The 24,852-nt window shown below is 35.3% G+C and carries 25 protein-coding genes; 19 read left to right on the forward strand and 6 right to left on the reverse strand.

The features are described from left to right. Positions 1-140 precede the first annotated feature (140 nt). From serS to mgtE, 5 genes are all read left to right on the forward strand, one after another. On the forward strand, positions 141-1,412 hold the full coding sequence (gene serS / locus ACE939_RS12020; RefSeq protein ID WP_378185826.1) for a serine--tRNA ligase: 1,272 nt from the start codon (positions 141-143) through the stop codon (positions 1,410-1,412). Positions 1,413-1,674: 262 nt separating this feature from the next. Continuing rightward, on the forward strand, positions 1,675-3,417 hold the full coding sequence (locus tag ACE939_RS12025; RefSeq protein ID WP_378185827.1) for a tetratricopeptide repeat protein: 1,743 nt from the start codon (positions 1,675-1,677) through the stop codon (positions 3,415-3,417). Positions 3,418-3,562: 145 nt separating this feature from the next. Further along, positions 3,563-3,880, forward strand: coding sequence for a DUF4286 family protein (locus ACE939_RS12030; RefSeq protein WP_378185828.1), 318 nt, complete (start codon positions 3,563-3,565; stop codon positions 3,878-3,880). A 32-nt stretch (positions 3,881-3,912) separates the two neighbouring features. Then, positions 3,913-4,791: a 16S rRNA (adenine(1518)-N(6)/adenine(1519)-N(6))-dimethyltransferase RsmA gene (gene rsmA / locus ACE939_RS12035; RefSeq protein ID WP_378185829.1), complete on the forward strand. Its 879-nt coding sequence runs from the start codon at positions 3,913-3,915 to the stop codon at positions 4,789-4,791. A 137-nt stretch (positions 4,792-4,928) separates the two neighbouring features. Continuing rightward, positions 4,929-6,284, forward strand: coding sequence for a magnesium transporter (mgtE, locus tag ACE939_RS12040; RefSeq protein ID WP_378185830.1), 1,356 nt, complete (start codon positions 4,929-4,931; stop codon positions 6,282-6,284). Between the two features lie 168 nt (positions 6,285-6,452). Here mgtE and ACE939_RS12045 read toward each other — a convergent pair whose 3' ends face one another. Further along, positions 6,453-6,644, reverse strand: coding sequence for a hypothetical protein (locus tag ACE939_RS12045; protein WP_378185831.1), 192 nt, complete (start codon positions 6,642-6,644; stop codon positions 6,453-6,455). Between the two features lie 55 nt (positions 6,645-6,699). Here ACE939_RS12045 and ACE939_RS12050 point away from each other — a divergent pair, with 55 nt between their 5' ends. The 5 genes from ACE939_RS12050 (at position 6,700) to ACE939_RS12070 (ending at position 9,719) form a co-directional block, all read left to right on the forward strand. Beyond that, positions 6,700-7,089 (forward strand): acyl-CoA thioesterase, encoded by a 390-nt coding sequence (locus ACE939_RS12050; RefSeq protein WP_378185832.1) that lies wholly within the window; start codon positions 6,700-6,702, stop codon positions 7,087-7,089. Between the two features lie 10 nt (positions 7,090-7,099). Next, complete coding sequence (locus ACE939_RS12055; RefSeq protein ID WP_378185833.1) at positions 7,100-7,465, forward strand: cupin domain-containing protein; 366 nt, start codon at positions 7,100-7,102, stop codon at positions 7,463-7,465. A 208-nt stretch (positions 7,466-7,673) separates the two neighbouring features. Beyond that, positions 7,674-8,081: a winged helix-turn-helix transcriptional regulator gene (locus tag ACE939_RS12060; protein ID WP_378185834.1), complete on the forward strand. Its 408-nt coding sequence runs from the start codon at positions 7,674-7,676 to the stop codon at positions 8,079-8,081. A gap of 76 nt (positions 8,082-8,157) precedes the next feature. Continuing rightward, a complete protein-coding gene (locus ACE939_RS12065; RefSeq protein WP_378185835.1) occupies positions 8,158-9,099 on the forward strand; it encodes a 2-hydroxyacid dehydrogenase in 942 nt (313 codons plus the stop codon). After that, the gene (locus ACE939_RS12070; protein ID WP_378185836.1) at positions 9,093-9,719 is read left to right on the forward strand and encodes a hypothetical protein; all 627 of its coding nucleotides are present in this window, start codon (positions 9,093-9,095) and stop codon (positions 9,717-9,719) included. Before ACE939_RS12065 ends, ACE939_RS12070 begins: the two co-directional genes overlap by 7 nt. Positions 9,720-9,749: 30 nt before the next feature. Here the strand turns inward: ACE939_RS12070 and ACE939_RS12075 are convergent, their stop codons facing one another. Further along, positions 9,750-10,139, reverse strand: coding sequence for a DUF805 domain-containing protein (locus ACE939_RS12075; RefSeq protein ID WP_378185837.1), 390 nt, complete (start codon positions 10,137-10,139; stop codon positions 9,750-9,752). A gap of 133 nt (positions 10,140-10,272) precedes the next feature. Here ACE939_RS12075 and ACE939_RS12080 point away from each other — a divergent pair, with 133 nt between their 5' ends. Then, positions 10,273-10,620 (forward strand): TM2 domain-containing protein, encoded by a 348-nt coding sequence (locus ACE939_RS12080; RefSeq protein WP_378185838.1) that lies wholly within the window; start codon positions 10,273-10,275, stop codon positions 10,618-10,620. Positions 10,621-10,842: 222 nt separating this feature from the next. Here ACE939_RS12080 and ACE939_RS12085 read toward each other — a convergent pair whose 3' ends face one another. The 3 genes from ACE939_RS12085 to ACE939_RS12095 are packed head-to-tail and all read right to left on the reverse strand — an operon-like array spanning position 10,843 to position 14,456. Continuing rightward, positions 10,843-12,651 carry a GNAT family N-acyltransferase gene (locus ACE939_RS12085; protein WP_378185839.1) on the reverse strand — a complete coding sequence of 603 codons (1,809 nt, stop codon included), beginning with the start codon at positions 12,649-12,651 and terminating at the stop codon, positions 10,843-10,845. Between the two features lie 53 nt (positions 12,652-12,704). Next, positions 12,705-13,955, reverse strand: a complete 1,251-nt coding sequence (locus tag ACE939_RS12090) for an aspartate kinase (protein ID WP_378185840.1) — start codon at positions 13,953-13,955, stop codon at positions 12,705-12,707. A 9-nt stretch (positions 13,956-13,964) separates the two neighbouring features. Then, complete coding sequence (locus ACE939_RS12095; RefSeq protein ID WP_378185841.1) at positions 13,965-14,456, reverse strand: GNAT family N-acetyltransferase; 492 nt, start codon at positions 14,454-14,456, stop codon at positions 13,965-13,967. 164 nt (positions 14,457-14,620) lie between these two features. Here ACE939_RS12095 and fbp point away from each other — a divergent pair, with 164 nt between their 5' ends. The 5 genes from fbp (at position 14,621) to ACE939_RS12120 (ending at position 18,997) form a co-directional block, all read left to right on the forward strand. Next, positions 14,621-15,622, forward strand: a complete 1,002-nt coding sequence (fbp, locus tag ACE939_RS12100; protein ID WP_378185842.1) for a class 1 fructose-bisphosphatase — start codon at positions 14,621-14,623, stop codon at positions 15,620-15,622. 147 nt (positions 15,623-15,769) lie between these two features. Further along, entirely contained in the window at positions 15,770-16,129 is a 360-nt protein-coding gene (locus tag ACE939_RS12105) for a fructose 1,6-bisphosphatase (RefSeq protein ID WP_378185843.1), read from the forward strand. A gap of 18 nt (positions 16,130-16,147) precedes the next feature. Beyond that, a complete protein-coding gene (locus ACE939_RS12110) occupies positions 16,148-16,972 on the forward strand; it encodes a cell envelope biogenesis protein OmpA (protein ID WP_378185844.1) in 825 nt (274 codons plus the stop codon). Next, positions 16,959-17,450, forward strand: coding sequence for a Rab family GTPase (locus ACE939_RS12115; protein ID WP_378185845.1), 492 nt, complete (start codon positions 16,959-16,961; stop codon positions 17,448-17,450). Before ACE939_RS12110 ends, ACE939_RS12115 begins: the two co-directional genes overlap by 14 nt. Positions 17,451-17,452: 2 nt before the next feature. Then, on the forward strand, positions 17,453-18,997 hold the full coding sequence (locus tag ACE939_RS12120; protein ID WP_378185846.1) for a hybrid sensor histidine kinase/response regulator: 1,545 nt from the start codon (positions 17,453-17,455) through the stop codon (positions 18,995-18,997). A gap of 32 nt (positions 18,998-19,029) precedes the next feature. On the opposite strand, the gene ACE939_RS12125 is transcribed toward ACE939_RS12120, so the two are convergent. Beyond that, complete coding sequence (locus tag ACE939_RS12125) at positions 19,030-19,461, reverse strand: TerB family tellurite resistance protein (protein WP_378185847.1); 432 nt, start codon at positions 19,459-19,461, stop codon at positions 19,030-19,032. Positions 19,462-19,731: 270 nt separating this feature from the next. Between ACE939_RS12125 and ACE939_RS12130 the strand changes: the two genes are divergently transcribed. Genes ACE939_RS12130 through ACE939_RS12140 form a run of 3 tightly spaced genes read left to right on the forward strand, consistent with a single transcriptional unit; the run spans position 19,732 to position 24,835 of the window. Beyond that, the gene (locus tag ACE939_RS12130; protein WP_378185848.1) at positions 19,732-20,757 is read left to right on the forward strand and encodes a ligase-associated DNA damage response exonuclease; all 1,026 of its coding nucleotides are present in this window, start codon (positions 19,732-19,734) and stop codon (positions 20,755-20,757) included. Then, positions 20,754-22,361 (forward strand): ATP-dependent DNA ligase, encoded by a 1,608-nt coding sequence (locus ACE939_RS12135; RefSeq protein WP_378185849.1) that lies wholly within the window; start codon positions 20,754-20,756, stop codon positions 22,359-22,361. The genes ACE939_RS12130 and ACE939_RS12135 overlap by 4 nt, the downstream gene beginning before the upstream one ends. Beyond that, positions 22,358-24,835: a ligase-associated DNA damage response DEXH box helicase gene (locus ACE939_RS12140; RefSeq protein WP_378185851.1), complete on the forward strand. Its 2,478-nt coding sequence runs from the start codon at positions 22,358-22,360 to the stop codon at positions 24,833-24,835. Before ACE939_RS12135 ends, ACE939_RS12140 begins: the two co-directional genes overlap by 4 nt. Positions 24,836-24,852: the final 17 nt, after the last annotated feature.

A 24,852-nucleotide genomic window follows, 5' to 3' on the forward strand; every position in this document is an offset into this window, starting at 1 on the left:
CATTTGTTTTTTTCATCGCGATAGGGATAGCAACAGCATCCTTTTTATGAAACGATTGAGGCTATTGAGCACCTTTTCTGTCATAAAAAGATACCGTGAATAGCCCGGCATACTTGGTATGATCGCCCAAAAATTATAATATGCTACTAGTACAAAACATCATAACTCATAAAGAAGCTTATATCAAAGGATTGGCAAAGCGTAACTTTGATGCTGCTCCTGTTTTTGATCAGGTTATCGAATTGGATGAAAAACGTCGTGCCACACAAGCACAGTTAGACAATACCTTGGCTGATTCGAACAAACTATCCAAGGAGATAGGTATTTTATTTAAAAATGGTGAGCAACAAAAAGCAAATTTGCTTAAAGAAAAAACATCTCAGCTTAAAGAGTCTTCTAAAGAGTTGGCAGTAGTTTTACAGAACACTCAGGATGAATTGTTACAGTTATTATTCACCATTCCTAACATTCCGCATACATCTGTTGCTAATGGCCAAAATGAAGAGGATAACGAAGAAATATTTACAGCGGGCGAAGTTCCTAAATTAGCAAAGGGTGCGTTACCCCATTGGGAACTTGCTAAAAAATATGACATTATAGATTTTGAATTGGGTGTTAAAATTACTGGCGCTGGGTTCCCAGTATACAAAGGTAAAGGTGCTCGTTTACAACGTGCGTTGATCAACTATTTTTTGGACAAAAACATTGCTGCTGGGTATAAAGAATATCAAGTACCCCATCTCGTTAATGAATTATCGGGATACGGTACAGGACAGTTACCAGATAAAGAAGGTCAAATGTATCATGTTACGGGCGACGATCTTTATTTGATACCTACAGCAGAGGTTCCTGTGACCAATATCTTTAGAGACGCATTATTGCAAGAAACTGATTTGCCAATTCAATGTACTGCATATACACCTTGTTTTCGACGTGAAGCTGGTTCGTATGGAGCTCATGTGCGCGGATTAAATCGTTTGCACCAATTTGATAAAGTTGAAATCGTACGTGTTGAAAAACCAGAAAATTCGTATGAAGCCCTTGAAGGTATGATGGAACACGTAAAGGGAATTCTGGACGAATTGAAATTACCGTATCGAATTTTACGCTTATGCGGAGGGGATACTGGATTTGTAGCGGCACTAACATATGATTTTGAAGTGTTTTCTACAGCTCAGGATCGCTGGTTAGAAATCAGTTCTGTTTCTAATTTTGAATCGTATCAAGCAAACCGTTTAAAATTGCGTTTTAAAGATGCTGATGGTAAAAATCAATTGGCACACACACTTAATGGAAGTTCTTTGGCTTTACCTCGTGTACTCGCAGGAATTTTAGAAAATTATCAAACAGAGCGAGGTATTAAGATTCCCGAAATTCTTGTACCGTACTGCGGTTTTGAATATATTGAGTAACAAAAAACTTTTGTCCTAGGCAGCGATCAAAATATTTTTCTATCCCTTCTTATTCAGTAAAGAAGGGATTTTTATGTATCATCTAAAAGCTTTGTATTAAAGCTACCCTCTTAAGCAAACGTAAACAAAAAAGAATCTTATCATTACTGCCTATAAACGAAGTGCTTGCCTCTTCACTACTTTGTACCTATCTTTACAAAAAACCTTTTGTCGTATGCGCAATCTATTTTTTTGTTTTCTGTTTTTACTTAGCTTCACAGCCGTGAGCCAGTCCGAACAATTGGCCAAAAATTATTTGCAACAAGGTCAATTTGAAAAAGCGCTTACAATTTACAAGCAGCTATATACGCAAAACTCTTCGAGAGTTACTTACATTCTGGGTCTTGTAGAATGCCAACAACAACTCGAACAATTTGATGAAGCCGAAAAATTAATTCGAACTGCTATCGAACGTTCACAAAACTCTTCTCAACTATATGTAGAGCTGGGACATCATTTTGAGATACAACAACGTATCGAAGAAGCCAATAAACTATATGATCAAGCATTAACCACTGCGAATTATCAAAATATAAATCGTGTTTATACATTGGCTCAAACATTTGAAAAATACAATTTATTGGATCGCGCAGCAGCAACTTATGAAAAAGGAATGACTGCAAATCCAGGAGCTAACTTTAATATCCAACTCGCAAAAATTTATGGAGAGCAAGGACAGCTTGAAAAAATGTTTAACAGTTATCTTACGCTTATACAATTACAGCCCAATTATCAAAACATTGTGCGACGTAACTTTAGCGCCTATGTGACCGACGATCCGATGAATGAAGCGAATCAGATTTTTAGAAAACTACTGATTAAGAAATTACAGCAAAATCCAGATATCATTTATAACGAAATGTTAAGTTGGTTGTTCGTGCAGCAAAAAGATTTTAAAAAAGCTTTTGCTCAAGAAAAAGCCATTTTTAAACGCAAAGATGAAGGATTACAGGGCATCATAGAACTTGCTCGAATTGCTATTGCCGAAAAAGATATCAAATCGGCTACTACTATTCTTGATTATATTCTGGATAATCCCGCGGCATCAAGCGATCTAAAACTTACTGCTCACAAAATTATTTTGAAATCAAACGTTGATGGCGCCACAAAACCCGAATATCCAGCTATCGAGAGTCAATACACCGCTGTCTTTGAAACCTATGGAACGGGACGTGAAACCATAGGACTGCAAATTGATTACGCACATTTTATTGCTTTTTATCTAGATGAAAAAGTAAAAGCCTTTAAATTTCTAAAAAACTTATTAGAAACTGAACGCCTCTCAAGGTTTCAAACCTCACGTATTAAAATGGAAATGGCCGATATTTTGATTCTAGACCAAAAGTTTAATCAAGCGCTTATTTATTATACTCAGGTTCAAAATGCTTTAAAAAATAATTTTTTAGCTCAGGATGCACGTTTTAAAGTGGCACAGACAAGTTATTACAAAGGTGACTTTACGTGGGCACAGACCCAATTAAATGTATTAAAATCTTCTACCTCTCAACTAATTGCAAACGATGCTATGGAGCTTAGTTTACTTATCAGCGATAATTCTTTAGAAGATTCCACCCAAACAGCGCTTAAGATTTTCGCAAAAGCAGATTTGTTACGCTATCAAAATAAAACCGAAGCTGCCATTGCCATGTATGAAAAGATTTTGACTGATCATAAGGGTGAAAAAATTGAAGACGAAGCCTTTATGAGACAAGCCGAGCTGTATGAAAAGATAGGAGCCTACGATAAAGCCAAATTAAATTATCTTAAAATCATAGAGTTTTATGGAAATGATATTTTGGTTGATGATGCCTTATTTGCATTAGCCAATTTATATACCACAGTGTATAATGAGCCCGAGAAAGCCAAAGAACTTTATGAAAAACTAATTTTTAACCACGCAGATAGTATCTTTTTTGTCGATGCGCGAAAAAAATATCGTGAGCTGCGAGGTGATGCTATTAACTAATTTATTTTTTATAAATCATTTCCGCGCCCCTGAAGCAGATAATTACCTATAAGATGAATGCGCTATGAGGGTAGAGAATTTATGTATCTTTGCCCTATGTTTGTCTTATTCAATATCATTAACATCTTAGAAAATAACTAATAAAATGCAGATCTATAATGTCACTATTAATGTAGAAGAATCAATACAGGAAGAATGGTTATCTTGGATGCAAAAAACGCATATCCCCGATATGCTGGCAACAGGAAAATTTACACATGCATTGATGACAAAAGTTCTGGTAGAAGAGGATATGGGAGGCATTACGTATTCTGTTCAATACACTACGGTTGATAAGGATGCTTTACAACGTTATTATGCAGAAGATGCAGAACGCCTGCGCGCGACAACCAACCGCTTTGCTGGAAAAATGGTAGCTTTTAGAACAGAACTGGAAATCATACATCAGCAAACAAAAGCGTAAACGAAGGGCTGCTACAGTCTGCACTTGTATATATGAATAAGAAACAATCCTCAAAAAATTATCGGAAATTTACGAAAACAGAGATAAGATCTTCTGCAAAGACCGCTGTAGCTGCAAAGAAGCATCTTGGACAACATTTCTTAGAAGACGAAGAAGTAGCCAAGGCGATTGGCGATACACTAAGTTTGGATAATTACATAAACTGTATTGAGATTGGACCAGGAATGGGCGTCCTCACAAAATACTTATTACAAAAAGATATCAACCTTATTGCAATGGACTTGGATACCGAATCCATTGGATACCTTAATACCTCTTTTGCACTAGAGTTTTCAAAACATATCACGGGAAAAAACAGTTTTCAAGTTATCGAAGCAGACTTTCTTAAGTATGATTTAGACCTGCTATTTCCCAGAGAACAGTTCGCTATCACTGGTAATTTTCCCTACAACATTTCTAGTCAAATAGTTTTTAAGACTTTGGATAATCGATCACGAATCCCAGAGTTTACCGGTATGTTTCAAAAAGAAGTAGCCCAGCGTATCTGTGCAGGACCAGGAAGTAAAACGTACGGTATAATTTCTGTACTTACTCAAGCATTTTATGATGCCGAATATCTCTTTACCGTACCTCCTACTGTATTTAATCCTCCACCAAAAGTTGATAGTGGTGTATTACGCTTACGTCGTAAAAATAATTACACCCTGCCATGCGAAGAAAAATTACTCTACACTGTTGTTAAAACTGCTTTTAACCAACGCCGTAAAACATTGAGAAACAGTTTAAAAAGTATTCTACCAGATCAAATTGATACTGCAGATCTATTGTTCTCAAAACGACCTGAACAATTAGCAGTAACAGAGTTTATTGACCTAACATTGATTATAGAACACTATCAAAAACTTCCATAATATTATAAATCATAAATTAGTATTTCTGCCATAATTATTTTGACGAACTATTAGGGGTTTAACACAATCTTAAAATCTTACTCATTAGTTTGATTATCTTTGTGTGCATTTTTAATTCACCTCTCAAAAAAAAATTTATGCAATTTCAGATTACGCAAGAGCTTATTGACAACGTCAAACTTCTCATAGAAGAAACTAATGACGCTCAATTAAAGTATTTACTTGACGAAATTCATTTTGCCGATCTTGCAGAAATTGTAGACGAACTTAATCTTTTCGAAGCAACCTATCTAATTAAACTTTTGGATAGTGAAAAAACCTCGGAGACATTGATGGAGCTAGAAGAAGATGTTCGCGAACGTATTCTTGAAAAACTCTCTGCCAAAGAAATTGCCGAAGAGCTGGAAGAAATGGATACCGATGATGCTGCAGACATTATCTCTGAGCTTCCCGAAGAACGCGTAGATACTGTTATAGCCCAAATCGAAGATGGTCAACATGCCGAAAATATTGTTGAGCTTCTCGCATATGGCGAGGATACTGCTGGTGGATTAATGGCCAAAGAACTTGTTAAAGTCAAAGAAACATGGACGGTTGCAGGCTGTGTACGTGAAATGCGACGACAAGCCGAAAATGTTACCAGAGTTCATTCGATTTACGTAATTGATAAAGAAGGAAAACTAAAAGGTAGATTATCTCTTAAAGATCTATTGACGGCATCTACAAAAACACACATTAGTGAAGTTTATATTCCTAAGGTGGATTACGTAACGGTAGACACCAAAGGTGACGAAGTTGCAAGGATCATGCAAAAATATGACTTAGAAGCGATTCCAGTCGTTGATACCAGTGGCGTACTGGTAGGTCGAATCACCATCGATGATATTGTGGATTATATTAAAGAAGAAGCCGAGAAAGATTATCAAATGGCTGCTGGTATTTCTCAAGACGTCGAGGCAGATGATAATATTTGGGAACTAACCCGAGCTCGCTTACCTTGGCTTATTCTTGGATTGCTAGGCGGACTTGGCAGTGTTTTTATCATGGAAAGTTTTGAAGAAATAATGGTTAACCCTCAATTTAGAAGTCTCTTTTTTTACACACCACTAATCGCTGCTATGGCTGGTAATGTAGGTGTCCAATCTTCTGCAATTATCGTTCAAGGTTTAGCCAATAATAATGTAAAAGGGAGCATACTCCAACGTTTGTTAAAAGAAATAGGCCTTAGTCTTATCAACGGGCTCGCCTTAGCGGCCATTATCATAACCTTTGGCTTTATAATGGGTCAAGAATTTACTTTTAGCATAACCATAGCACTAGCTCTTATGAGTGTTATTATTGTAGCGGCATTAGTAGGTACATTTGTACCTATCATTTTGGACAAAAGAGGTATAGATCCCGCCATTGCAACCGGTCCTTTTATCACCACAAGCAATGATATTTTTGGAATTTTTCTCTTTTTCTACATTGCCAAAATGATACTAGGGTTTTAGGCGGACTGCAAGCACCGGGCTTTACACTATAGTTTTATAACACTTTTAGCAAGTGTTACAAAAGCTGCCGTTGCAATCCCTGCCCGTAAATAATACAAAAATCGAACCAACGAATTTTTTAATAAAATCAACTAGTTCGATTTTCACATTTTTTAGCAACTCATTGTATTAAAATTGTTGATCGCAGGTATACTCATGAGTACACGCGATATATCTTCTGCAATACGCAGGACCTGTTACAGAACCACTGCAAGAACAGCCGCAGTTTGATAAATCTACACTTGCGCCCCCATTTATAAATTGCTGGCTTTTTTTTGATAATACAGTTACCCCCTTAATACTTAAAAAATTAGTTTTCATGTGTGATACAATTTAAAGTTATTTAGCTAAATTTAAAGAAAAAAAACTACATTACATGACGCAATCTTTTGAAATTGAGTTAACTGTACCCAAATCAGCAATCGACCAAATGAATCATGTTAACAATGTTGTTTACGTTCAATGGATACAAGATATTGCGCAACAGCATTGGCAATCTAAAACAGACACAACTATGCGATCAGAATTTGTTTGGGTTGTTATGGATCACTTTATAGCCTACCATGCTCCCTCTTTTATTAACGATACTTTGAAACTAAAGACATGGATAGATCATTATCAAGGCGCAAAATGTCAGCGAAATACAGAAATTACAAACCTTGACACTAATAAAACAATTGTTACTGCAAAAACTCATTGGTGTTTACTACAATCCACAAGTCTACGACCTACACGTATAACCAAAGAGATTAGTTCTTTATTTTAAATCTTCATCTATGCACGCAATTAATATTAAAAATAAACTAACAAAATTTAAGGAACAATGGCATCCTCATCGCATAGCAATGGTAGATGATAATCATGTCCTTTTGGCTAAACTAAAGGGGGATTTTGTGTGGCATAAGCATGATAATGAAGATGAGCTTTTTCATGTTATAAGTGGCACCCTACTTATGCAATTTAGGGACAAAACTGTTGAAGTAGCAGCGGGCGAAATTATAGTGGTCCCAAAAGGAGTAGAACATTGTCCTACAACAAAAAACAATGAAGAAGTACACGTTTTACTTTTTGAAAAAATAACAACTAAGCATACTGGAGAATCACAAACTGAACGTACCGTTTCAAACTATGTGGATATGTAAGGCTACGCAGTAGCGTTATAAAAAATTGTACCTACAAACTTCTTCTAGATATGGTAAGACCTCTTATACCTAGAGAGATTCTATATCTATAAACGTACTAACTCTTAAACTGATAATGATCAATTGCAACTAATAAAACTAATTGCATAACAAAACTAGTTGTAATACACATAAACTAATAGTATTTTGCAGCATAAAAATTAAACCTATGCAAAAATCGAAATGCCCTCAATACTTGGCTCTAAGCATATTTGGTGATAAATGGACGCTATTAATAATTAGAGATATACTTATAGAGGGAAAGCGCTATTTTAGAGAATTTCTACAATCTGATGAAAAAATAGCTTCAAATATTTTAACGAATAGATTAAAATTTTTAGAAAAAGAACGCATAATTCACAAAAAAAAAGATCCTGATCACAAACAAAAAATAGTCTATTTATTAACCCCAAAAGGTGTTGATTTGCTTCCCGTTTTGTTAGAAAATGCCCGATGGAGTATTAAGCATATGTCTGTAGACAGCGAAGAAGTTAAAAAAGCAAAAACATTTCTCGCTATATCTCCAGAAAAAATGCAATCTGTAATGAAAGAGTTACATCGCATTCATCACCAATAAACTAGGCTCAGTACCTCCCAAATGTTTCATATCACGATATTAATTTGCGTATTTTTGAAGTACTAATTAAATACAAATGAAAATTCTGCACCTTGACAGCAATCATCCATTATTAATATCCCAATTACAGGGTTTAGGCTATATAAATGACGAAGATTATACCTCATCAAAATCTGATATCGAAGAAAAAATAGCATCCTATCACGGAGTTGTGATACGCAGCAGGTTTAGCATTGATAAATCTTTTCTAGATAAAGCTATAAACTTAAAATTTATCGCGCGCGTGGGGGCAGGTTTGGAAAGTATAGATGTAGTTTACGCAAAGTCAAAAGGAATAAAACTTTTTTCGGCTCCAGAAGGCAATCGAAATGCAGTAGCCGAACATGCATTAGGTATGATTTTATCTTTATTTAATAAATTGACTATTGCAAATCATGAAATTCATGAAGGTCAATGGAATCGCGAAAAAAACCGGGGAACCGAACTGGATGGTAAAACAATCGGTATTATAGGTTATGGAAATATGGGGCGTGCATTCGCCAAAAAATTAAGAGGTTTTGATGTTGAAGTAATTTGTTATGATATCAAAAAAGATGTTGACGATAGTAATGCTACTCAAGTTGAGCTGGATGAGTTGTTTACAAAATCTGATGTGTTAAGTTTACATACTCCATGGACACCTTTAACCGATAAGATGGTTAATGCAGACTTTATTTCCAAATTCAAAAAACCCTTTTGGTTCATAAATACAGCGAGAGGTAAGAGTGTTGTAACTGCAGATCTGGTAGCAGCCCTTAAAAAGGGTCAAATATTGGGTGCAGGTTTAGATGTTTTAGAATATGAAAAGTTATCTTTTGAACAGCTCTTTACTACACCAAACAAAATGCCATCGCCCCTAATAGAACTTTTACAGTTTGAAAACGTTATCTTAAGTCCACATATTGCTGGTTGGACGACAGAATCAAAAAGGAAGCTTTCACAGACCATTGTCAATAAAATAAAAGCATCATTTTGTTAGAGAAAATTTTTATTCAACTTGTTTCAAAATATCGCGATGATACCAAAGCTAATTTGGTGTTATGGAATGCTATATCAAAAAAATATAATTCTAACCTGCGTTATTATCACAATATAAAACATTTAGAACAAATTTATAGTCGATTACTCTTAGTAAAAAATAAAATCCAGAATTGGGACGTTGTCTTGTTTTCTTTGTTTTATCATGATTATATCTATAGTGTTTTAATAACAACTAACGAAGCCAAAAGCGCCAAGGAGGCGGTATTAGTGATGAGTGACTTAGGTATTGCTAATAGTGATATTAAAGCTTGTAAAGCTATGATACTTGCAACCAGGGGGCATAGTGTATCAGATTCTAGTGATATCAATTATTTTACAGACGCAGACCTTTCTATCCTTGGACAAGAATGGGAACTTTATGATAACTATCGCAAAAACGTTAGAAAGGAATACAATATTTATCCCAATAGCGTTTATACCAAAGGACGTATTAAAGTTCTACATGAACTTTCTAAGCATTCAAAAATATTTAAAACCGAACCTTTCTTTACTTTATACAACGCACAAGCAAAAAACAACATAACCAAAGAGATTCAATTGCTGTCTGAGACATTATAGTTAGTAAGAAAAATTCTACACCAATATATTTTATACAGGATCTGGTAAACTTTTAGGATCAGGACCATATTGATTGTCTCCTTGATCTCCTTCGGTCACATAAAGAACAAATAACCATATCGATCCTATTAAGGGAACAAGTGCTATTAAAAGCATCCAACCGCTTTTGCCAGTATCATGTAATCGTCTCACGGTAACTGCTAATGAGGGAACCAGAACTATTAAAATATAGACCATATAACAACCCATAAAAACAAAAGCAAGGGATGAAATTTCCATAGCTACAAAAATTCCAGCAAGAATAGCCAATCCAAGTACTATAAGACCACTAAACAAGGTAAACATCCAATATTCTTTTCTTCTAGCCCTTCCTTCAAAATTTGCGAAATTTTCTTTAATAACTTTTAAATACCAATTCATATAATAGTGGTTAAGATTAGATATTTCAAATATATTAAAAATTAACAACCTATTAACTTTTTAGAAGTGTATAGTGTTAAAAAGACTTTTTTATAGTATTTTTCATACCTTTAAAAGATAAAAAATTCATAAAATGAACAACGACAAAAAGAACTTTGGAGAAGATATCGAAAAAGGTGCTAAGGAAGTTTTTGAAAGCGCTAAAAAAGCAGCAAATGAGTTTACCAACGAGGCAAAAAACTCTTTCGGATCCGAGGATAATAAGAAATTAATAGCTGGGATTCTCGCCATCGTGGTGGGTTGGACTGGGATTCATAAGTTTTTACTTGGGTATACAAAAGAAGGAGTTATTCAAATTCTTTTGTCATTTTTATGTGGTATTGGCGGAATTATCGGATTGATCGAAGGTATCATCTATCTTACAAAATCTGATGAAGATTTTTACCAAACTTATCAAGTTGGTCGTAAACCTTGGTTTTAATTATTTGATTAAAGCCATATAGGTTTAAATAGGTTCATCCTCTGGGCAACCATATATAAAACCTTAGAAACGGGTATCCAAGGACCAATCTGCACTCAAGAGTTGTATTTATTACAACCTGACTACTGGTTAAGGTTTTTAACTTACAGAACTACTTTATACCGTGTTCTTAATAAAAAAGGAGGCGGTATTTACCATGTGATAGATCTGTTATCACACTATTCACTTATCTCCATTTTTAAAATATTTCTCTTCTAGCTCTTCTTGAAATTCTTCCATAACAGGCTTTACCGTACTTTCTGGTAAATCGGAAATTCTTATATACATTAAACCATCTACTGCATTGTTAAAAAGTGGATCGACATTAAATGCAACCACCTGCGCATTTTGCTTAATATATTTTTTGATTAATACTGGTATGCGCAAGCTACCTGGTTCGACTTCGTCAATAATTTTATCAAACTTATTTAGATCACTTCTACTCTCATCAAAAACAAAGTCTTTATCTGCATCTTTCAGTTTAACTTTAAACTCTTTTTTGGGACGCACATATTGTGCAACATAAGGATCGTAATAATGAGATTTCATAAACTCTATCATAAGAGATTTTGAGAAATTACTAAACTTATTACTAATACTTACGCCACCAATAAGAAACTTATGTTCTGGAAAACGTAGGGTACAATGTACAATCCCTTTCCATAATAAGAATAATGGCATAGGACGTAATTGATATTCTTTAATGATAAAGGCTCTACCCATCTCGATAGATTGACTCATCATCTTATAGAGCTCGGGTTCAAAACGAAATAATTTCTGCAAGTAGAAACCATCTATTCCATATCTAGCATAGATATCAGATCCCATACCCATACGATAAGCACCAGCAATTTTTTGTTCTTTATTATCCCATAAAAACATATGATGATAGTAATCATCAAAAGGGTCGAGATCTATAGATTCATTAGTTCCTTCTCCAATAGCCCTAAATGTTATTTCTCGTAAACGTCCTATTTCATGAAGTACCGAAGGAATAAATTCTCTTTGCGCCAGAAAAACCTCATAATTTTTACTTATCAATAATCTTTTGTCGTTGTCACGACAATACTGCAACTCCGCTTCTATTTTTTCAGTTTCTCCCTGACCAGCAATTTCTTTGGGTAATCTGGGTAATTTTAAGTTTTGCGGTATCGATTCTCGTAGCGTTTTTTTCTCGTATGGATTCGCCAACATATACGTTTTCTTACGTAAAAAATTAGTAAGATCTTCGAGATCTGGATATTCATCTTGGTCCTTTACAGAAATAGCATGACCAATTCTAACCTTAATAATTCGCTTATCTTGATTAAACAGCTCACTAGGCAATTTTGCTGTCCTTAAGGTACCATTTATCGCAGATAGTTTATAAAACAATAAACTATTGCGTGCATGAAAATATATTGGAACTACAGGAACTTTGGCTTTTTGCACCAACTTCATTACTGCAGGTTCCCATGGTCTATCGACTATACTTTTACCGTCCTTATGTGTTGACACTTCTCCCGCTGGGAAAATTCCTAAAGGTTGTCCAGCTCTTACATGTAAAATTGCATCTCTTAAACCGGTATAACTGGATTTGGCAGCTTTTCGATCTTCAAATGGATTGACCGGCATGATGTAAGGCTTAAGCGGAATAAAATTATGTAGTAAAAAATTAGCTATAATTTTGTAGTCAGAGCGATGCTCGAGCATGAGTTTTAATAAAAGAATCCCATCCAATCCTCCAAGAGGGTGATTTGACAAGGTAATGAACGCGCCCTCTTTTGGAATTCTTTTAAGATCTTCCTTAGGTATCTCATATGTAACATTGTAAAGCTCCAAAGCTGCTTTTAAAAAAGCTGCTCCTTTAAGATGACTTATCGCATCATATTGCCGGTTCACTTTGGATAAACGAGTAACTTTTAGGATAATCCACCCTATAAATGTTCCTATAAAACCTAATTTATCTAATTGAAGCCCTTTGGCTACTTCTTTTGAGCTGATTATCGCCATTAATACTTATTTGTGCAAAGGACAAATATAGGAAATTCATTCTATTGCATTACTCACTGTTTAGCAACCATTTGATACGTTTCCTTGGTCAATTGTTTTAATAAAATATCCTTGTTTTGTTCCAATTTTATGATGGCGTTTTGATCAAAGTGTCGTATCGTATACAAAGTAACATCTTTTTGAAAACTAACTTTAAATTTTGCCCTCAATTGCTGAAGTAAAACTTCAAATGAATTAAATTTATTATCCAAACATACCGAAAAACTTATGGCAGAGTTTTGAATCAAACCTACTTTGAGTTGATGTAAGTGAAATAAATTAAAAAGTTCACCAATATTATCTTCGACGATAAAACTAAAATCCCGGGCCGATAGGGATACTAAAATTTGATTTCTCTTAACTATATAACATGGAAGCACTGGTGCTAAAGATGTGCCTTTTTTGACAATGGTTCCACTTTTTTCTGGTTCAATAAAAGATTTGACAAATAAGGGTATCTCTTTACGCTGTAATGGCTGTAGTGTTTTAGGGTGAATTACCGAAGCTCCATAGAATGCTAACTCAATAGCCTCTTCGTAAGATATATGAGAAAGTAATTGTGGTTCTTTAAACAGCCGTGGATCTGCAGTAAGTACACCAGGCACATCTTTCCAAATCGTAACGCTAGTGGCATTAAGACAATATGCTAGAATGCTTGCAGTGTAATCACTACCTTCTCTACCCAAGGTAGTGGTAAAATTGTTTACATCAGAACCTATAAATCCTTGGGTCAAGTACCACGTTTTTGGAGACAAGGTCCTAATCCTTTGTTGTGTCTCTTCCCATAATACACCAGCATCACGGTACACCGAGTCTGTCTTAATTAGCTCGCGCGCATCAATCCATTTGTTTATACAACCTCTTTCATTTAAATATGCACTTAAAATAGTGGAAGACATTAATTCTCCATAGCCAATTATTTGGTCATAAATAAAATCATATTGTGTTGATTTATTTCTTGAAAGCGTCAATTTCAAGTCATGAAACAGTCCATCAATTAGTTTAGTTACAGGATTCGGTTTCTTTTCAAAAAGTGTTGTAACTATTTCTATATGATAATCTTTTAGCGCTGCTATTAGACCGGTTAGTTTTTCTTCTTTTTTAAGATACGCTTCCAAAATAGCTTCAAGAGCATTGGTGGTTTTACCCATAGCCGAAATTACCAATAGTAAAGGTTCTTTATTATAAGCGGCAAGTAGGTTGGCTATATGTTTTATACCTTCGGCATCCTTTGTAGAAGCACCTCCAAATTTAAATACCTTCATATCTGTTGTTTATTTCGGCATAGTTTTTTTTGAAATAAAGGCTTGTAAACCATCTTTATCCATTTGGGCCAAATACCAATCTTTTAATAATACAGCGCCACTTTTTTCATAAAAATCGATTGCATTTTTGTTCCAATCCAACACTACCCATTCTACTCTCCTTACTCCCTTAAAATTCGCAAAATTCATAACTTCGGTATATAGTGCTGTACCTATACCTGTACCGCGCATAGCAGAGGTGACGATTAGATCCTCAAGATGTATTGATCGTCCTTTCCAGGTAGAAAATCGATAATAAAAAATAGCCGTTCCAACGATTAAACCTTCTACCTCTGCCACAATACACTGAAATAGTGGATGTTCTCCAAAACCTTCAGACACCAGTTCTTCTTCATCAATCTCCACGGCTTCTGGTTCTTTTTCAAAAACAGCTAACTCATGGATTAGTTTTAAAACTTGCCCCATATCATTTGGGTTAGCATTGCGAATAGTAAACTCCATAATCAAAATTTTACCAAAGCTATAAAATCTAGCGTAATAACAAGTATTCTGATCATAATGAAGTTATAAATTACAGCAGATTAAAAAATTAGTTTTTAATTTAGATTTCGAAATCGTTATAGTTGATCAAAAAATAATACTTTTGCCAAAAAAGTTTCACAACCATGTCCAGAAATAATCAAACGCTAGGAGAATTTATTATTGAAAACCAAAATGATTTCCCCTATGCAAGCGGAGAGTTATCTCGACTTATAAACTCTATTCGTCTAGCTGCAAAAATGGTAAATCACCAAGTAAATAAAGCAGGATTAGTTGACATTACTGGAGCGATTGGTGAAACTAATATTCAAGGAGAGGATCAGCAAAAACTTGATGTTTTAGCGAATGAGACATTTATCAATACGCTAACTAATCGTGAAATTGTATGCGGTATTGCATCCGAAGAGAATGATGATTTTATTACCATCAAAGGACAGAAAAATGACCATCGTAATAACTACGTGGTGCTCATGGATCCTTTGGATGGAAGTTCAAATATTGATGTCAATGTATCGGTTGGAACTATTTTTTCTGTGTATCGTAGAATAACGCCTACAGGAACCCCTGTTACGTTAGAAGATTTTTTACAACCTGGTAACCTACAAGTAGCAGCAGGATACATTATTTATGGCACCTCGACAATGCTTGTCTATACAACAGGACATGGGGTCAATGGATTTACCCTTAATCCGGCACTTGGAACCTATTATTTATCACATCCCAATATGAGATTCCCAGAAGATGGCCATATCTATTCTGTAAACGAAGGTAATTATGTTCACTTTCCTCAAGGGATCAAAGATTACATTAAATACTGTCAAGAAGAGAAAGACGATCGCCCATATACTTCACGTTATATCGGATCTTTAGTAAGCGATATTCATCGAAATATGATCAAAGGAGGTATTTATATGTATCCTAGTACGTCAAAATCACCCAAAGGAAAACTTAGACTTCTCTACGAATGTAATCCTATGGCTTTTATTGCAGAACAAGCTGGAGGCAAGGCTACAGATGGAGTAAAGCGTATTATGGATATTAAACCTACAGAGCTACATGAACGTACACCTTTTGTATGCGGGAGCAAAAATATGGTAGACAAAGTTGAATCCTTCATGAAAAAGTAACCACCCTCCTAACTTTAACATACATTTTACTATTTATTTTCTTAAGCCTGTAATAATTCTACAAGTGTTTAACAATTCACGCTTTGTTTTTAAAATTTTATAGCTAATTTTACCAGAAGCGTATTGAAAAACTAAAATCCTTTACTTATGGCTAAAGAAAATAAAGCTATAGAATCCCCTCAAAATGAAGCCGATCTTGCTACTTCAAAAATCGAAGCTATAAAAAATCTCATTTTTGGGGAGAATATAATAGCGTATGATTCTGAGTTTGATACGGTAAAAAAAGACATTCTTAACAAACGAAAGGAGTTAGAAGATCTTGTCCAAGATACTCGTAAAGAACTCCTGCAAGCCATTGACAATCTGAGTACTGATATCAACATTCGAATTACTGATCTCGAAGACACCCTTACCGATAATGTAGCTGCTTTGGAATCCAAAAAAGTGGATAAAAAAACACTGGGAGATTTATTAATTGCGATGGGAGAGAAAATTAATCAAAAATAACATAGCGTATCCGCTAATATGAACGAGCAGGATAAATTAGTTCTTTTAAAAAAACTTCTCCTAACAGAAGAGAATGAGTTTGCGCAATCTATCGCCAAAAAAGTAGAAGAGCTCACCACGCTAGTTCATCAAAAAAATCAACTTTCGCATAAAGTCGATCCAATTATTGACGACAAATTAGAAGAATTTGTAAAAGAAATTCCAAAAACGCTCGGACCTACCATAACCGAAGCTTTAAAAGAAGAAATAAAAAACTCACAAGACGCTGTTGTTAATGCACTTTTTCCTATAATAGGTAAAATGATTAAGAAATATATCGCTCACGAAATGAAATTATTGAGCGAGAACATAAGCAACCGTACAAAAAATGCTTTTTCTTTTAAAAAATGGCTGCGCAATACTAAGGCAAAAGCAAGTGGGGTTAAGTCTGGAGATATGGCAATTGCTGATTATGGAAAGCCAAAGCTTATACAAATGTTTGTTGTTGAAAAAGAATCTGGTTTATTAATTGCCGAATATAGTCCTTTGTCTAAAGGAACAATTGACAAAGAAATGGTTGCAGGTATGCTTACAGCTATTAAAAGTTTTGTCGAAGATGCTTTTGAAGGAGGTGATCAAAATTTAGAAACTATAGAGTATGAACTCCATACCATACATATTCAAAACTTCTATTCTTATTACATCGCAGCAGTAATTGCTGGTTCCTATAGTATCATGTTTAAAGAAATATTAGAAGACCAAATTTTGGACTTTGCACAACATCACATATCTAGAAAAGATCTAGAAGACAGTATGCTCTTTACTAAAAAATTAAAAAAACATTTTGCAGATGATATCGTCTAAAAAAGTAGTACTCTTAGGGCATTTTGGGGTAGGGAAAACCTCATTATTTCGTCGGTTTATAGACGATGCCTTTTCCGAAGATTACAAAGTTACTTTGGGAGTACAGATAAAGAAAAAAGTTGTTCAACTACCAAATGGTAATGATCTGTCTATGATTATTTGGGATACCGAGGGTCATACAGACATAGAAGATACTCGTAAATCTTATTTACTAGGTTCGCATGCATTCATCTATGTATTTGACATAACCAGAGAAGAAACCTATAAAAATATTCATCAAGATTTGGCATATTTAACTAAAATACACGCAAAAGTATTGATCAAAGTTATTGGCAATAAAATTGATTTGATAAAAGAAAAGACAGCCAAAGATCAACTTAAAGCGCTAGCAATCGATGTCGATTGTTTTACCAGTGCAAAAACAAACAAAAATGTGTATGAATTCTTTTCAGATCTTGCCAAGGAACTAACGCTTTAATTATGAATTCAAAGGGAGAAGTTAGACCATTTCATCAAAAAACTCAACACATTTCCATTCAATATGACGGAATAATAACTTTTACAGAGGGTGCACTGTTTAAGCTCAAAAAAGGTATGTCATTGTATGATATGCATCCTTTTTTTGAAATTATACCCAGTCTTGTAGAAACGCGTGAGGATTCGCAAGCAGATGTTGATCATAATTTTGCTTGTATTCATTTAAATGATGCCGATGTAGAAAGAATTTGTGATATCACATTAACAATTTCTGCGCACGGCATCGAACTTTTAATTTTTGATTACACCTATAAATATTCCGAGCTTCACGCCGTAGCCCAACAAAAAAACGAATCCATTCTATTAGCGCGCGCTCTAGAACTGCGTAACAAATTTCTTCTGGAAAAAGAAGAGTTTAAAAATAGTTTTATTGCCAATATTAACCATGAGATAAGAACTCCGCTTACTTCTATCCTAGGGTTTGTAGAGATTTTGGAAAAAACCAAACTCGATTATGAGCAAGAAGAACTGGCCCGTATCATTAAACGTGAAAGCCTGCATCTTAATGCACTTATAGATGACATGATCGATATCTCTGTAATAGAATCGGGAAGACTAAAATTAGCCGAAGAACGTTTTTCTCTTAAGAAACTTTTACAAGGTTTTGAAAAGACTTATAAAAAAGTAGCCGCTAACAAAGGAATTACTTTTCACATGTCGTATGAAGACACGATAAGTGATCATGTAATTGGTGATCCTACAAGAGTGTATCAAATTATAAACAACTTGCTCAATAATGCGTTCAAATTTACCGAAGAAGGTACTGTAAAATTAACCGTGTCCAAAAACTATCAGCGTGGCAACAAAACCAGTATTAGCTTTAAAATTGAAGACACAGGGTCAGGTATATTTCCAGAAAATCTAGATCATATTTTTGATCGCTTCTCTAGATTTAGTCAAGATAAAAAGATTGCAGGAACAGGTCTTGGACTAGCGATTGTAAAAAATTTAATTGATGTCTTACAAGGAGATATTAAGGTAAGTAGCGAGGTTAATAAAGGCTCAATATTTTCTTTAAAATTACCATTTACTATAGAAATCACAAATAAAAGTCCAGCGCGAAAGAAAAAAACATATACTTTACCCGTAAGAGATAAAAAATTTAGAATTCTAGTTATCGAAGACGAAGAATCAACTCAATATCTCGTTATGAAATTACTTATTAAAGAAGGTGATTTTTTTATCGATGTAGCTATGAATGAAGAAATGGCAATTAATTTTATCGAAAAGAGAGTATACGATCTCATTTTAATGGATCTACAATTACCGCATACAAATGGATATAATATAACCAAAACGATACGCAATGATTATGGCGATACAATAATTTCAGAAATCCCTATAATCGGTTTTACCGCCAATGCCAAAGATGGTGAACGAGAACGTTGTCTCAAAGCAGGAATGGACGATTTTATAACAAAACCTTTTAAACAACAAGATCTATTAGATAAAATAACCAAACAGATAGCAAAAAAAGCTGCCCGATAAGGCAGCTTTTTTAATACAAATAAAAAGTTATTTTAACGATTCATCATTTTAATTTCTTCAGCAAATGTATCACTATCTACACCCTGCTCTATCAGGTTAAGTGCTTTATCTACAACATATTTTACATTATCGGATTTAAAACCAAGACCTACACATAATTTTTCTAACAAAAGAACCTGATTGTCTCCCTTAATGTGATCTGCAAACACCATACGCGCCAGATCATATAACCGCTCTAAGCGAACATCATAACTAGATGGAGGATTTATGGGATGCGAAGCATAATCCTTTAATATTTCGCGATAATCATTTTCAGAAATGTCAAGATTTCTAGCTAATCTATCCAAAAAAGCTTTTTCATCATCGGTTATTACATTATCGCTCATGGCGACTCTTACGATCGCAGCAAAATGATCCTGATTTCTTTTCTGAAATCCGCTATCAAATAAATCAGATATAGACATTGTAGTAGTTATTTAATTTTCCGCAAATATAAGTAAACTACACACCTTTTAAAATTTAATTATTGTGTTTTCAAACCATCACTAATTTATATGTCTTCACATCCCACAATTCAAAATCTTAGCATCCATTTACAAAAAACTTGAACAATGTATAAAGAAGTATTAAAGTTCATTTAAAATCTCACGTTCAGGTTAATCTTTTGCTAAACACTTTCGGTAAGCTTTGCACATTCAGTATTTTCAATCAATAATTACCTATAAGGTCCATTCATGAAAACACCATTACTTCAATTTACCGACAAGGGCATCTTTTGTGCGGTTGCCAACGTCTATTTAGATCCATGGAAACCTGTAGATAATGCAATCATTTCTCATGGACATGCAGATCATAGTCGTTGGGGACACAAAAACTATATTACACATCATACCAACGTTCCTATAATAAAGCATAGACTAGGTGATATCCATGTGAGCGGGAGACATTTTGATGAAACCTTTGTGATTAACAATGTAAAATTTAGCCTGCATCCCGCTGGCCATATAATCGGAAGTTCACAAATACGAGTCGAACACAAAGGTGAAATATGGGTTTTTACAGGCGATTATAAAACTGAAGATGATGGTATTTCTGTACCTTTTGAACCTATAAAGTGCCATACATTTATTACAGAATGTACGTTTGGGCTTCCTGCCTTTAAATGGACTCCCCAAGCCGAGGTTATGCATAATATCAATACATGGTGGTCACAAAATCAAAGCGAAGGCAAAACTTCAATTCTATTTGGATATTCTTTAGGAAAAGCACAACGCTTATTAAAATATTTAGATCCATCCATCGGAAGCATATTTACTCATGGTGCTATAGAAAACATGACCGATGTATTAAGGCCCATGGTAGCATTTCCAAAAACCACGCGTATTACTCGTGATACCAAAAAAGAAGAACTAAAGGGCAATATAGTAGTAGCTCCACCCAGCGCTCACGGCAGCACTTGGATACGCAAAATGGTTCCTTATGTTACAGCATCGGCCAGTGGTTGGATGGCCTTTCGAGGAGCACGCAGAAGACGAGCCATTGATAAAGGATTTGTATTATCAGATCATTGTGATTGGCAAAGCTTACTCACTGCAATTGAAGCTACTGGCGCCACAAAAATAATCACAACTCATGGATACACCGACATTTTTTCACGCTATTTGAGAACCATCGGATATGACGCACGAACCGAAAAAACTCAATATGAAGGAGAATTAGCCGAAATAGAAAGCAAAACAGAAACTGAAGATGTATTATGAAGCATTTTGCCGATCTAATAAAAACTCTTGATAGCACCAATAAAACAAACTTAAAAGTTGCTGCATTAGCTAATTATTTTAAAAAAGCATCCGATCAAGATAAAGTTTGGACGATAGCTATACTTTCTCATCGTCGTCCTCCCAGACCCGTAAATACAACTTTGTTGAGAACTTGGGCATCAGAACTAGCCAACATTCCATTATGGCTGTTTGAAGAATCCTATCATATTGTGGGAGATCTGGCCGAGACCATCGCACTTGTAATTCCCCCCTCAACAAATACATCCCAAAAAAACCTTACGCAATTTCTCGAAGAAATTATAGCGCTTAAGAAGAAGAGCGAAGAAGAAAAAAAAGCCTATCTTTTTGAAAATTGGACACACCTCAACTATTACGAACGCTTTGTATTTTCTAAATTGATTACTGGGAGTTTTAGAATTGGTGTAAGTCAAAAACTAATGACACGTGCCTTAGCACAAGCGACAGCTATAGATGAGGATATCTTAGCTTATAAGTTAATGGGTGACTGGGATCCCAAAACTATTAGTTACCACGATTTGATTGTAGAAGAAAAAGATGCAGATTTCTTATCAAAACCCTACCCCTTTTATCTTGCTTATGCTGTTGAAGATAATGCAACCAATCTTGGGCCGATTTCAGATTGGTTAGGTGAACATAAATGGGATGGCATTCGATCACAAGTTATTATAAGGAAAGGCGAACTCTTTGTCTGGAGCCGTGGTGAGGAGTTAGTTACCGATAAGTATCCAGAATTTGATTCATTTGTTAACGTAATTCCAGACGGTACTGTACTAGATGGTGAGATATTACCGTTTCTAGAAGGAGATATTGGAACCTTTAACGATTTACAAACCCGCATAGGTAGAAAAACAGTTTCAAAAAACCTCTTACTCAAAACCCCGGTAATACTCAAAGCTTATGATATTTTAGAATGGAACGGAAAAGACATTAGATCCTTACCATTTGAGCAACGCAGAATTACATTAGAATCCTTATATAAAAAAATTAAAACAAACGACACAGATCAAAAAGCAATACCCTTACACCTATCAGAAACTATCTCATTTAATTCTTGGGAAGCCGCAGCTGCAGAACGCGAGCGGTCAAGAGAGGTGAAGTCTGAAGGTCTCATGCTTAAACGTAAAGACTCTCCATATCTCGTAGGACGTAAAAAAGGAGATTGGTGGAAATGGAAGGTAGATCCCTTAACCATAGATGCTGTACTTACTTATGCTATGCGAGGTCATGGTCGTCGTTCTAATCTTTTTACAGACTATACCTTTGGTCTTTGGAACGATGACAAAACAGAACTCGTAACTTTTGCAAAAGCATATTCTGGTTTGACCGATGCAGAATTTAGAAAGGTAGATCGTTTTATTAAAACTAACACTATAGAGCGTTTTGGTCCCGTTCGTAGTGTAACTCCGCAACTTGTTTTTGAAATCGCTTTTGAAGGTATTGCCATCTCAAAACGTCACAAAAGTGGGGTTGCTACTAGATTTCCTCGTATTTTACGATGGCGACAAGACAAAAAAATTGAAGAAGCTAATAGTATAGAGGATCTTAAAGAATTGATACCATGAATCGTAAAGAACTTCTTACCATCGCAGAAACTTGGTTTTCAAATCAAGGTTGGAAGCCTTTTGCTTTTCAAAGACAAAGCTGGAACGCGTTTCTAAGTGGTAAAAATGGACTGCTTAATGCACCAACTGGTAGCGGAAAAACGTATGCATTATGGGTTCCTATAGTTCTAAACTACATTAAAAATAATCCTGACTATAAAAAAAAACATCCCAAAGGTCTCAAAGCTATCTGGATAACCCCTCTAAGAGCACTATCTCAGGAAATAAAACAAGCGGCAGAACGTGTTGCCAATGAGCTAGACACCCAACTTACCGTAGGTATTCGGTCTGGAGATACCTCTCAAAAAGAACGGGCTTCCCAAAAACGTACCATGCCAGATTTGCTTATTACAACTCCAGAGAGTTTACAGTTACTACTAGCCTCAAAAGGCTACGCCAAAACCTTTGAAAACTGTTCTGCGATTATCATTGACGAATGGCATGAACTGTTAGGTACTAAAAGAGGTGTACAAATCGAATTGGCGCTATCCCGAATAAAAACCATTACCTCAACCATGAGAATTTGGGGTATTTCGGCAACTATAGGAAACTTAGAACAAGCCAAAGAAGTCCTTTTAGGCCCTACTACACCTGCTTTAAAAAATTCGGTCCTTATCCGTGCAAACTTAGCAAAGAAGATTGTAGTCAAAAGTATCATTCCCAAACAAATGGAAACTTTTCCTTGGCGTGGTCACTTGGGAATTCACTTACTTGACGATGTAATACCCATACTTAACCAAAGTCGCACAACTTTACTATTTACCAATACAAGAAGTCAGTGCGAGATATGGTTTCAAAAGATACTAGAAAAATATCCAGAATTTGCTGGAGAGCTAGCAATGCACCATGGTAGTATTAGTAAAGAAACACGTCTCTGGGTCGAGTCTGCAATACGTAATGAGACACTTAAAGCGGTTGTTTGCACCTCGAGCTTAGACCTGGGTGTAGATTTTGCACCAGTTGAAACTATAATTCAAATAGGGGGACCTAAAGGTGTTGCTAGATTTTTACAACGTGCAGGTCGTAGTGGTCATCAGCCTGGCAAAGTAAGTTTAATCTATTTCTTACCAACCCATGCGATTGAACTTATAGAAGCTTCTGCCTTGCAAAAAGCTGTAAAGCAAAATGCAGTCGAAGATCGCATACCACACCTTAATAGTTTTGATGTATTAATTCAATACTTAGTAACACTTGCCGTCTCTGATGGTTTTTATCCTAAAGAGATCTTTGAAGAAGTACAACAAACATTTTGTTTCCAAACGTTAACAGAAGAGCAATGGGCATGGGTGCTCAATTTTATAACTTTAGGAAGTCAATCCCTACAAACCTACGACGAATACAAACGTGTTGAGGTAGAGGTAGATGGATTATTTAAGGTCAACAACCGCGGTGTAGCCATGCGTCATCGACTACAAATTGGCACGATCGTAGGCGATGCAGCTCTTACTGTAAAATATCAAACGGGAGGCTATATTGGTACTATCGAAGAATTCTTTATTTCAAAACTAACGCGCGGAGATGTTTTTACTTTTGCTGGTCGCAATCTAGAATTTATTCGCATTAAGAATATGCAAGTACATGTACGTAATTCAACAAAGAAAACTAATCGTGTACCAAGTTGGTCTGGTGGTCGTATGACCTTTTCGGCACAAATGAGTGAATTATTACGAGAAGAATTATACCTTGTAAGTTCTGAAGCTGATAATAAAACATTATCGCTATCCAAAGAACTTAGAGCACTATCCCCCGTCTTTACAAGACAACGTAAGGAGAGTATCATTCCAGGTCCCAATCAATTTTTGATCGAAACCTTTAAAACTCGTGAGGGGTATCATCATCTATTTTATCCCTTTGAGGGACGTTTTGTTCATGAGGCAATGGGCAGCCTTCTGGCTTACCGTATTAGTTTGCTTTATCCAGTTACTTTTTCAATTGCTTTTAATGATTATGGATTTGAGTTACTATCCGACCAACCGGTCAATATGCAAGAAGTAATTGATAACAACCTATTCTCATCGACCTATTTGAAACAAGATCTTCAAAAGAGTTTAAATGCAACCGAAATGGCGCGACGCAAATTTAGAGATATCGCTGTCATCGCGGGTTTAGTGTTTACAGGCTATCCCAGCAAAATGATTAAGATGAAACATTTACAATCAAACTCTCAATTGTTATTTGATGTGTTTAGAGATTATGAAGCTGATAATATATTGTTTCAACAAGCCTTTGTAGAAACTTTTGAGCATCAGTTAGAAGAAGGTCGACTGCACCTCGCTATGGAACGTATACAATCACAAGAAATTATTTGGAAAGCTTGCAAAAAAGCGACTCCTTTTTCCTTTCCTATTATTACCGACCGCTTACGCGAAAAACTATCAAGTGAAAAACTAGCAGATCGTATTAAAAAGATGACCGCAATTTTGCTAAAAAAGTAAAACTTATAATAAATTTG

This window comes from Aquimarina rhodophyticola (genome assembly GCF_042434915.1).
In the GTDB taxonomy this organism is placed as follows: domain Bacteria; phylum Bacteroidota; class Bacteroidia; order Flavobacteriales; family Flavobacteriaceae; genus Aquimarina.

Excerpts from the sequence above, each read along its gene's own strand:
- serS (WP_378185826.1), top strand. The coding sequence starts at position 141 with ATGCTACTAGTACAAAACATCATAACTCATAAAGAAGCTTATATCAAA.
- ACE939_RS12030 (WP_378185828.1), top strand. The coding sequence starts at position 3,563 with ATGCAGATCTATAATGTCACTATTAATGTAGAAGAATCAATACAGGAA.
- rsmA (WP_378185829.1), top strand. The coding sequence starts at position 3,913 with ATGAATAAGAAACAATCCTCAAAAAATTATCGGAAATTTACGAAAACA.
- mgtE (WP_378185830.1), top strand. The coding sequence starts at position 4,929 with ATGCAATTTCAGATTACGCAAGAGCTTATTGACAACGTCAAACTTCTC.
- ACE939_RS12045 (WP_378185831.1), bottom strand. The coding sequence starts at position 6,644 with ATGAAAACTAATTTTTTAAGTATTAAGGGGGTAACTGTATTATCAAAA.
- ACE939_RS12050 (WP_378185832.1), top strand. The coding sequence starts at position 6,700 with ATGACGCAATCTTTTGAAATTGAGTTAACTGTACCCAAATCAGCAATC.
- ACE939_RS12055 (WP_378185833.1), top strand. The coding sequence starts at position 7,100 with ATGCACGCAATTAATATTAAAAATAAACTAACAAAATTTAAGGAACAA.
- ACE939_RS12060 (WP_378185834.1), top strand. The coding sequence starts at position 7,674 with ATGCAAAAATCGAAATGCCCTCAATACTTGGCTCTAAGCATATTTGGT.
- ACE939_RS12065 (WP_378185835.1), top strand. The coding sequence starts at position 8,158 with ATGAAAATTCTGCACCTTGACAGCAATCATCCATTATTAATATCCCAA.
- ACE939_RS12075 (WP_378185837.1), bottom strand. The coding sequence starts at position 10,139 with ATGAATTGGTATTTAAAAGTTATTAAAGAAAATTTCGCAAATTTTGAA.
- ACE939_RS12080 (WP_378185838.1), top strand. The coding sequence starts at position 10,273 with ATGAACAACGACAAAAAGAACTTTGGAGAAGATATCGAAAAAGGTGCT.
- ACE939_RS12085 (WP_378185839.1), bottom strand. The coding sequence starts at position 12,651 with ATGGCGATAATCAGCTCAAAAGAAGTAGCCAAAGGGCTTCAATTAGAT.
- ACE939_RS12090 (WP_378185840.1), bottom strand. The coding sequence starts at position 13,955 with ATGAAGGTATTTAAATTTGGAGGTGCTTCTACAAAGGATGCCGAAGGT.
- ACE939_RS12095 (WP_378185841.1), bottom strand. The coding sequence starts at position 14,456 with ATGGAGTTTACTATTCGCAATGCTAACCCAAATGATATGGGGCAAGTT.
- fbp (WP_378185842.1), top strand. The coding sequence starts at position 14,621 with ATGTCCAGAAATAATCAAACGCTAGGAGAATTTATTATTGAAAACCAA.
- ACE939_RS12105 (WP_378185843.1), top strand. The coding sequence starts at position 15,770 with ATGGCTAAAGAAAATAAAGCTATAGAATCCCCTCAAAATGAAGCCGAT.
- ACE939_RS12110 (WP_378185844.1), top strand. The coding sequence starts at position 16,148 with ATGAACGAGCAGGATAAATTAGTTCTTTTAAAAAAACTTCTCCTAACA.
- ACE939_RS12115 (WP_378185845.1), top strand. The coding sequence starts at position 16,959 with ATGATATCGTCTAAAAAAGTAGTACTCTTAGGGCATTTTGGGGTAGGG.
- ACE939_RS12120 (WP_378185846.1), top strand. The coding sequence starts at position 17,453 with ATGAATTCAAAGGGAGAAGTTAGACCATTTCATCAAAAAACTCAACAC.
- ACE939_RS12125 (WP_378185847.1), bottom strand. The coding sequence starts at position 19,461 with ATGTCTATATCTGATTTATTTGATAGCGGATTTCAGAAAAGAAATCAG.
- ACE939_RS12130 (WP_378185848.1), top strand. The coding sequence starts at position 19,732 with ATGAAAACACCATTACTTCAATTTACCGACAAGGGCATCTTTTGTGCG.
- ACE939_RS12135 (WP_378185849.1), top strand. The coding sequence starts at position 20,754 with ATGAAGCATTTTGCCGATCTAATAAAAACTCTTGATAGCACCAATAAA.
- ACE939_RS12140 (WP_378185851.1), top strand. The coding sequence starts at position 22,358 with ATGAATCGTAAAGAACTTCTTACCATCGCAGAAACTTGGTTTTCAAAT.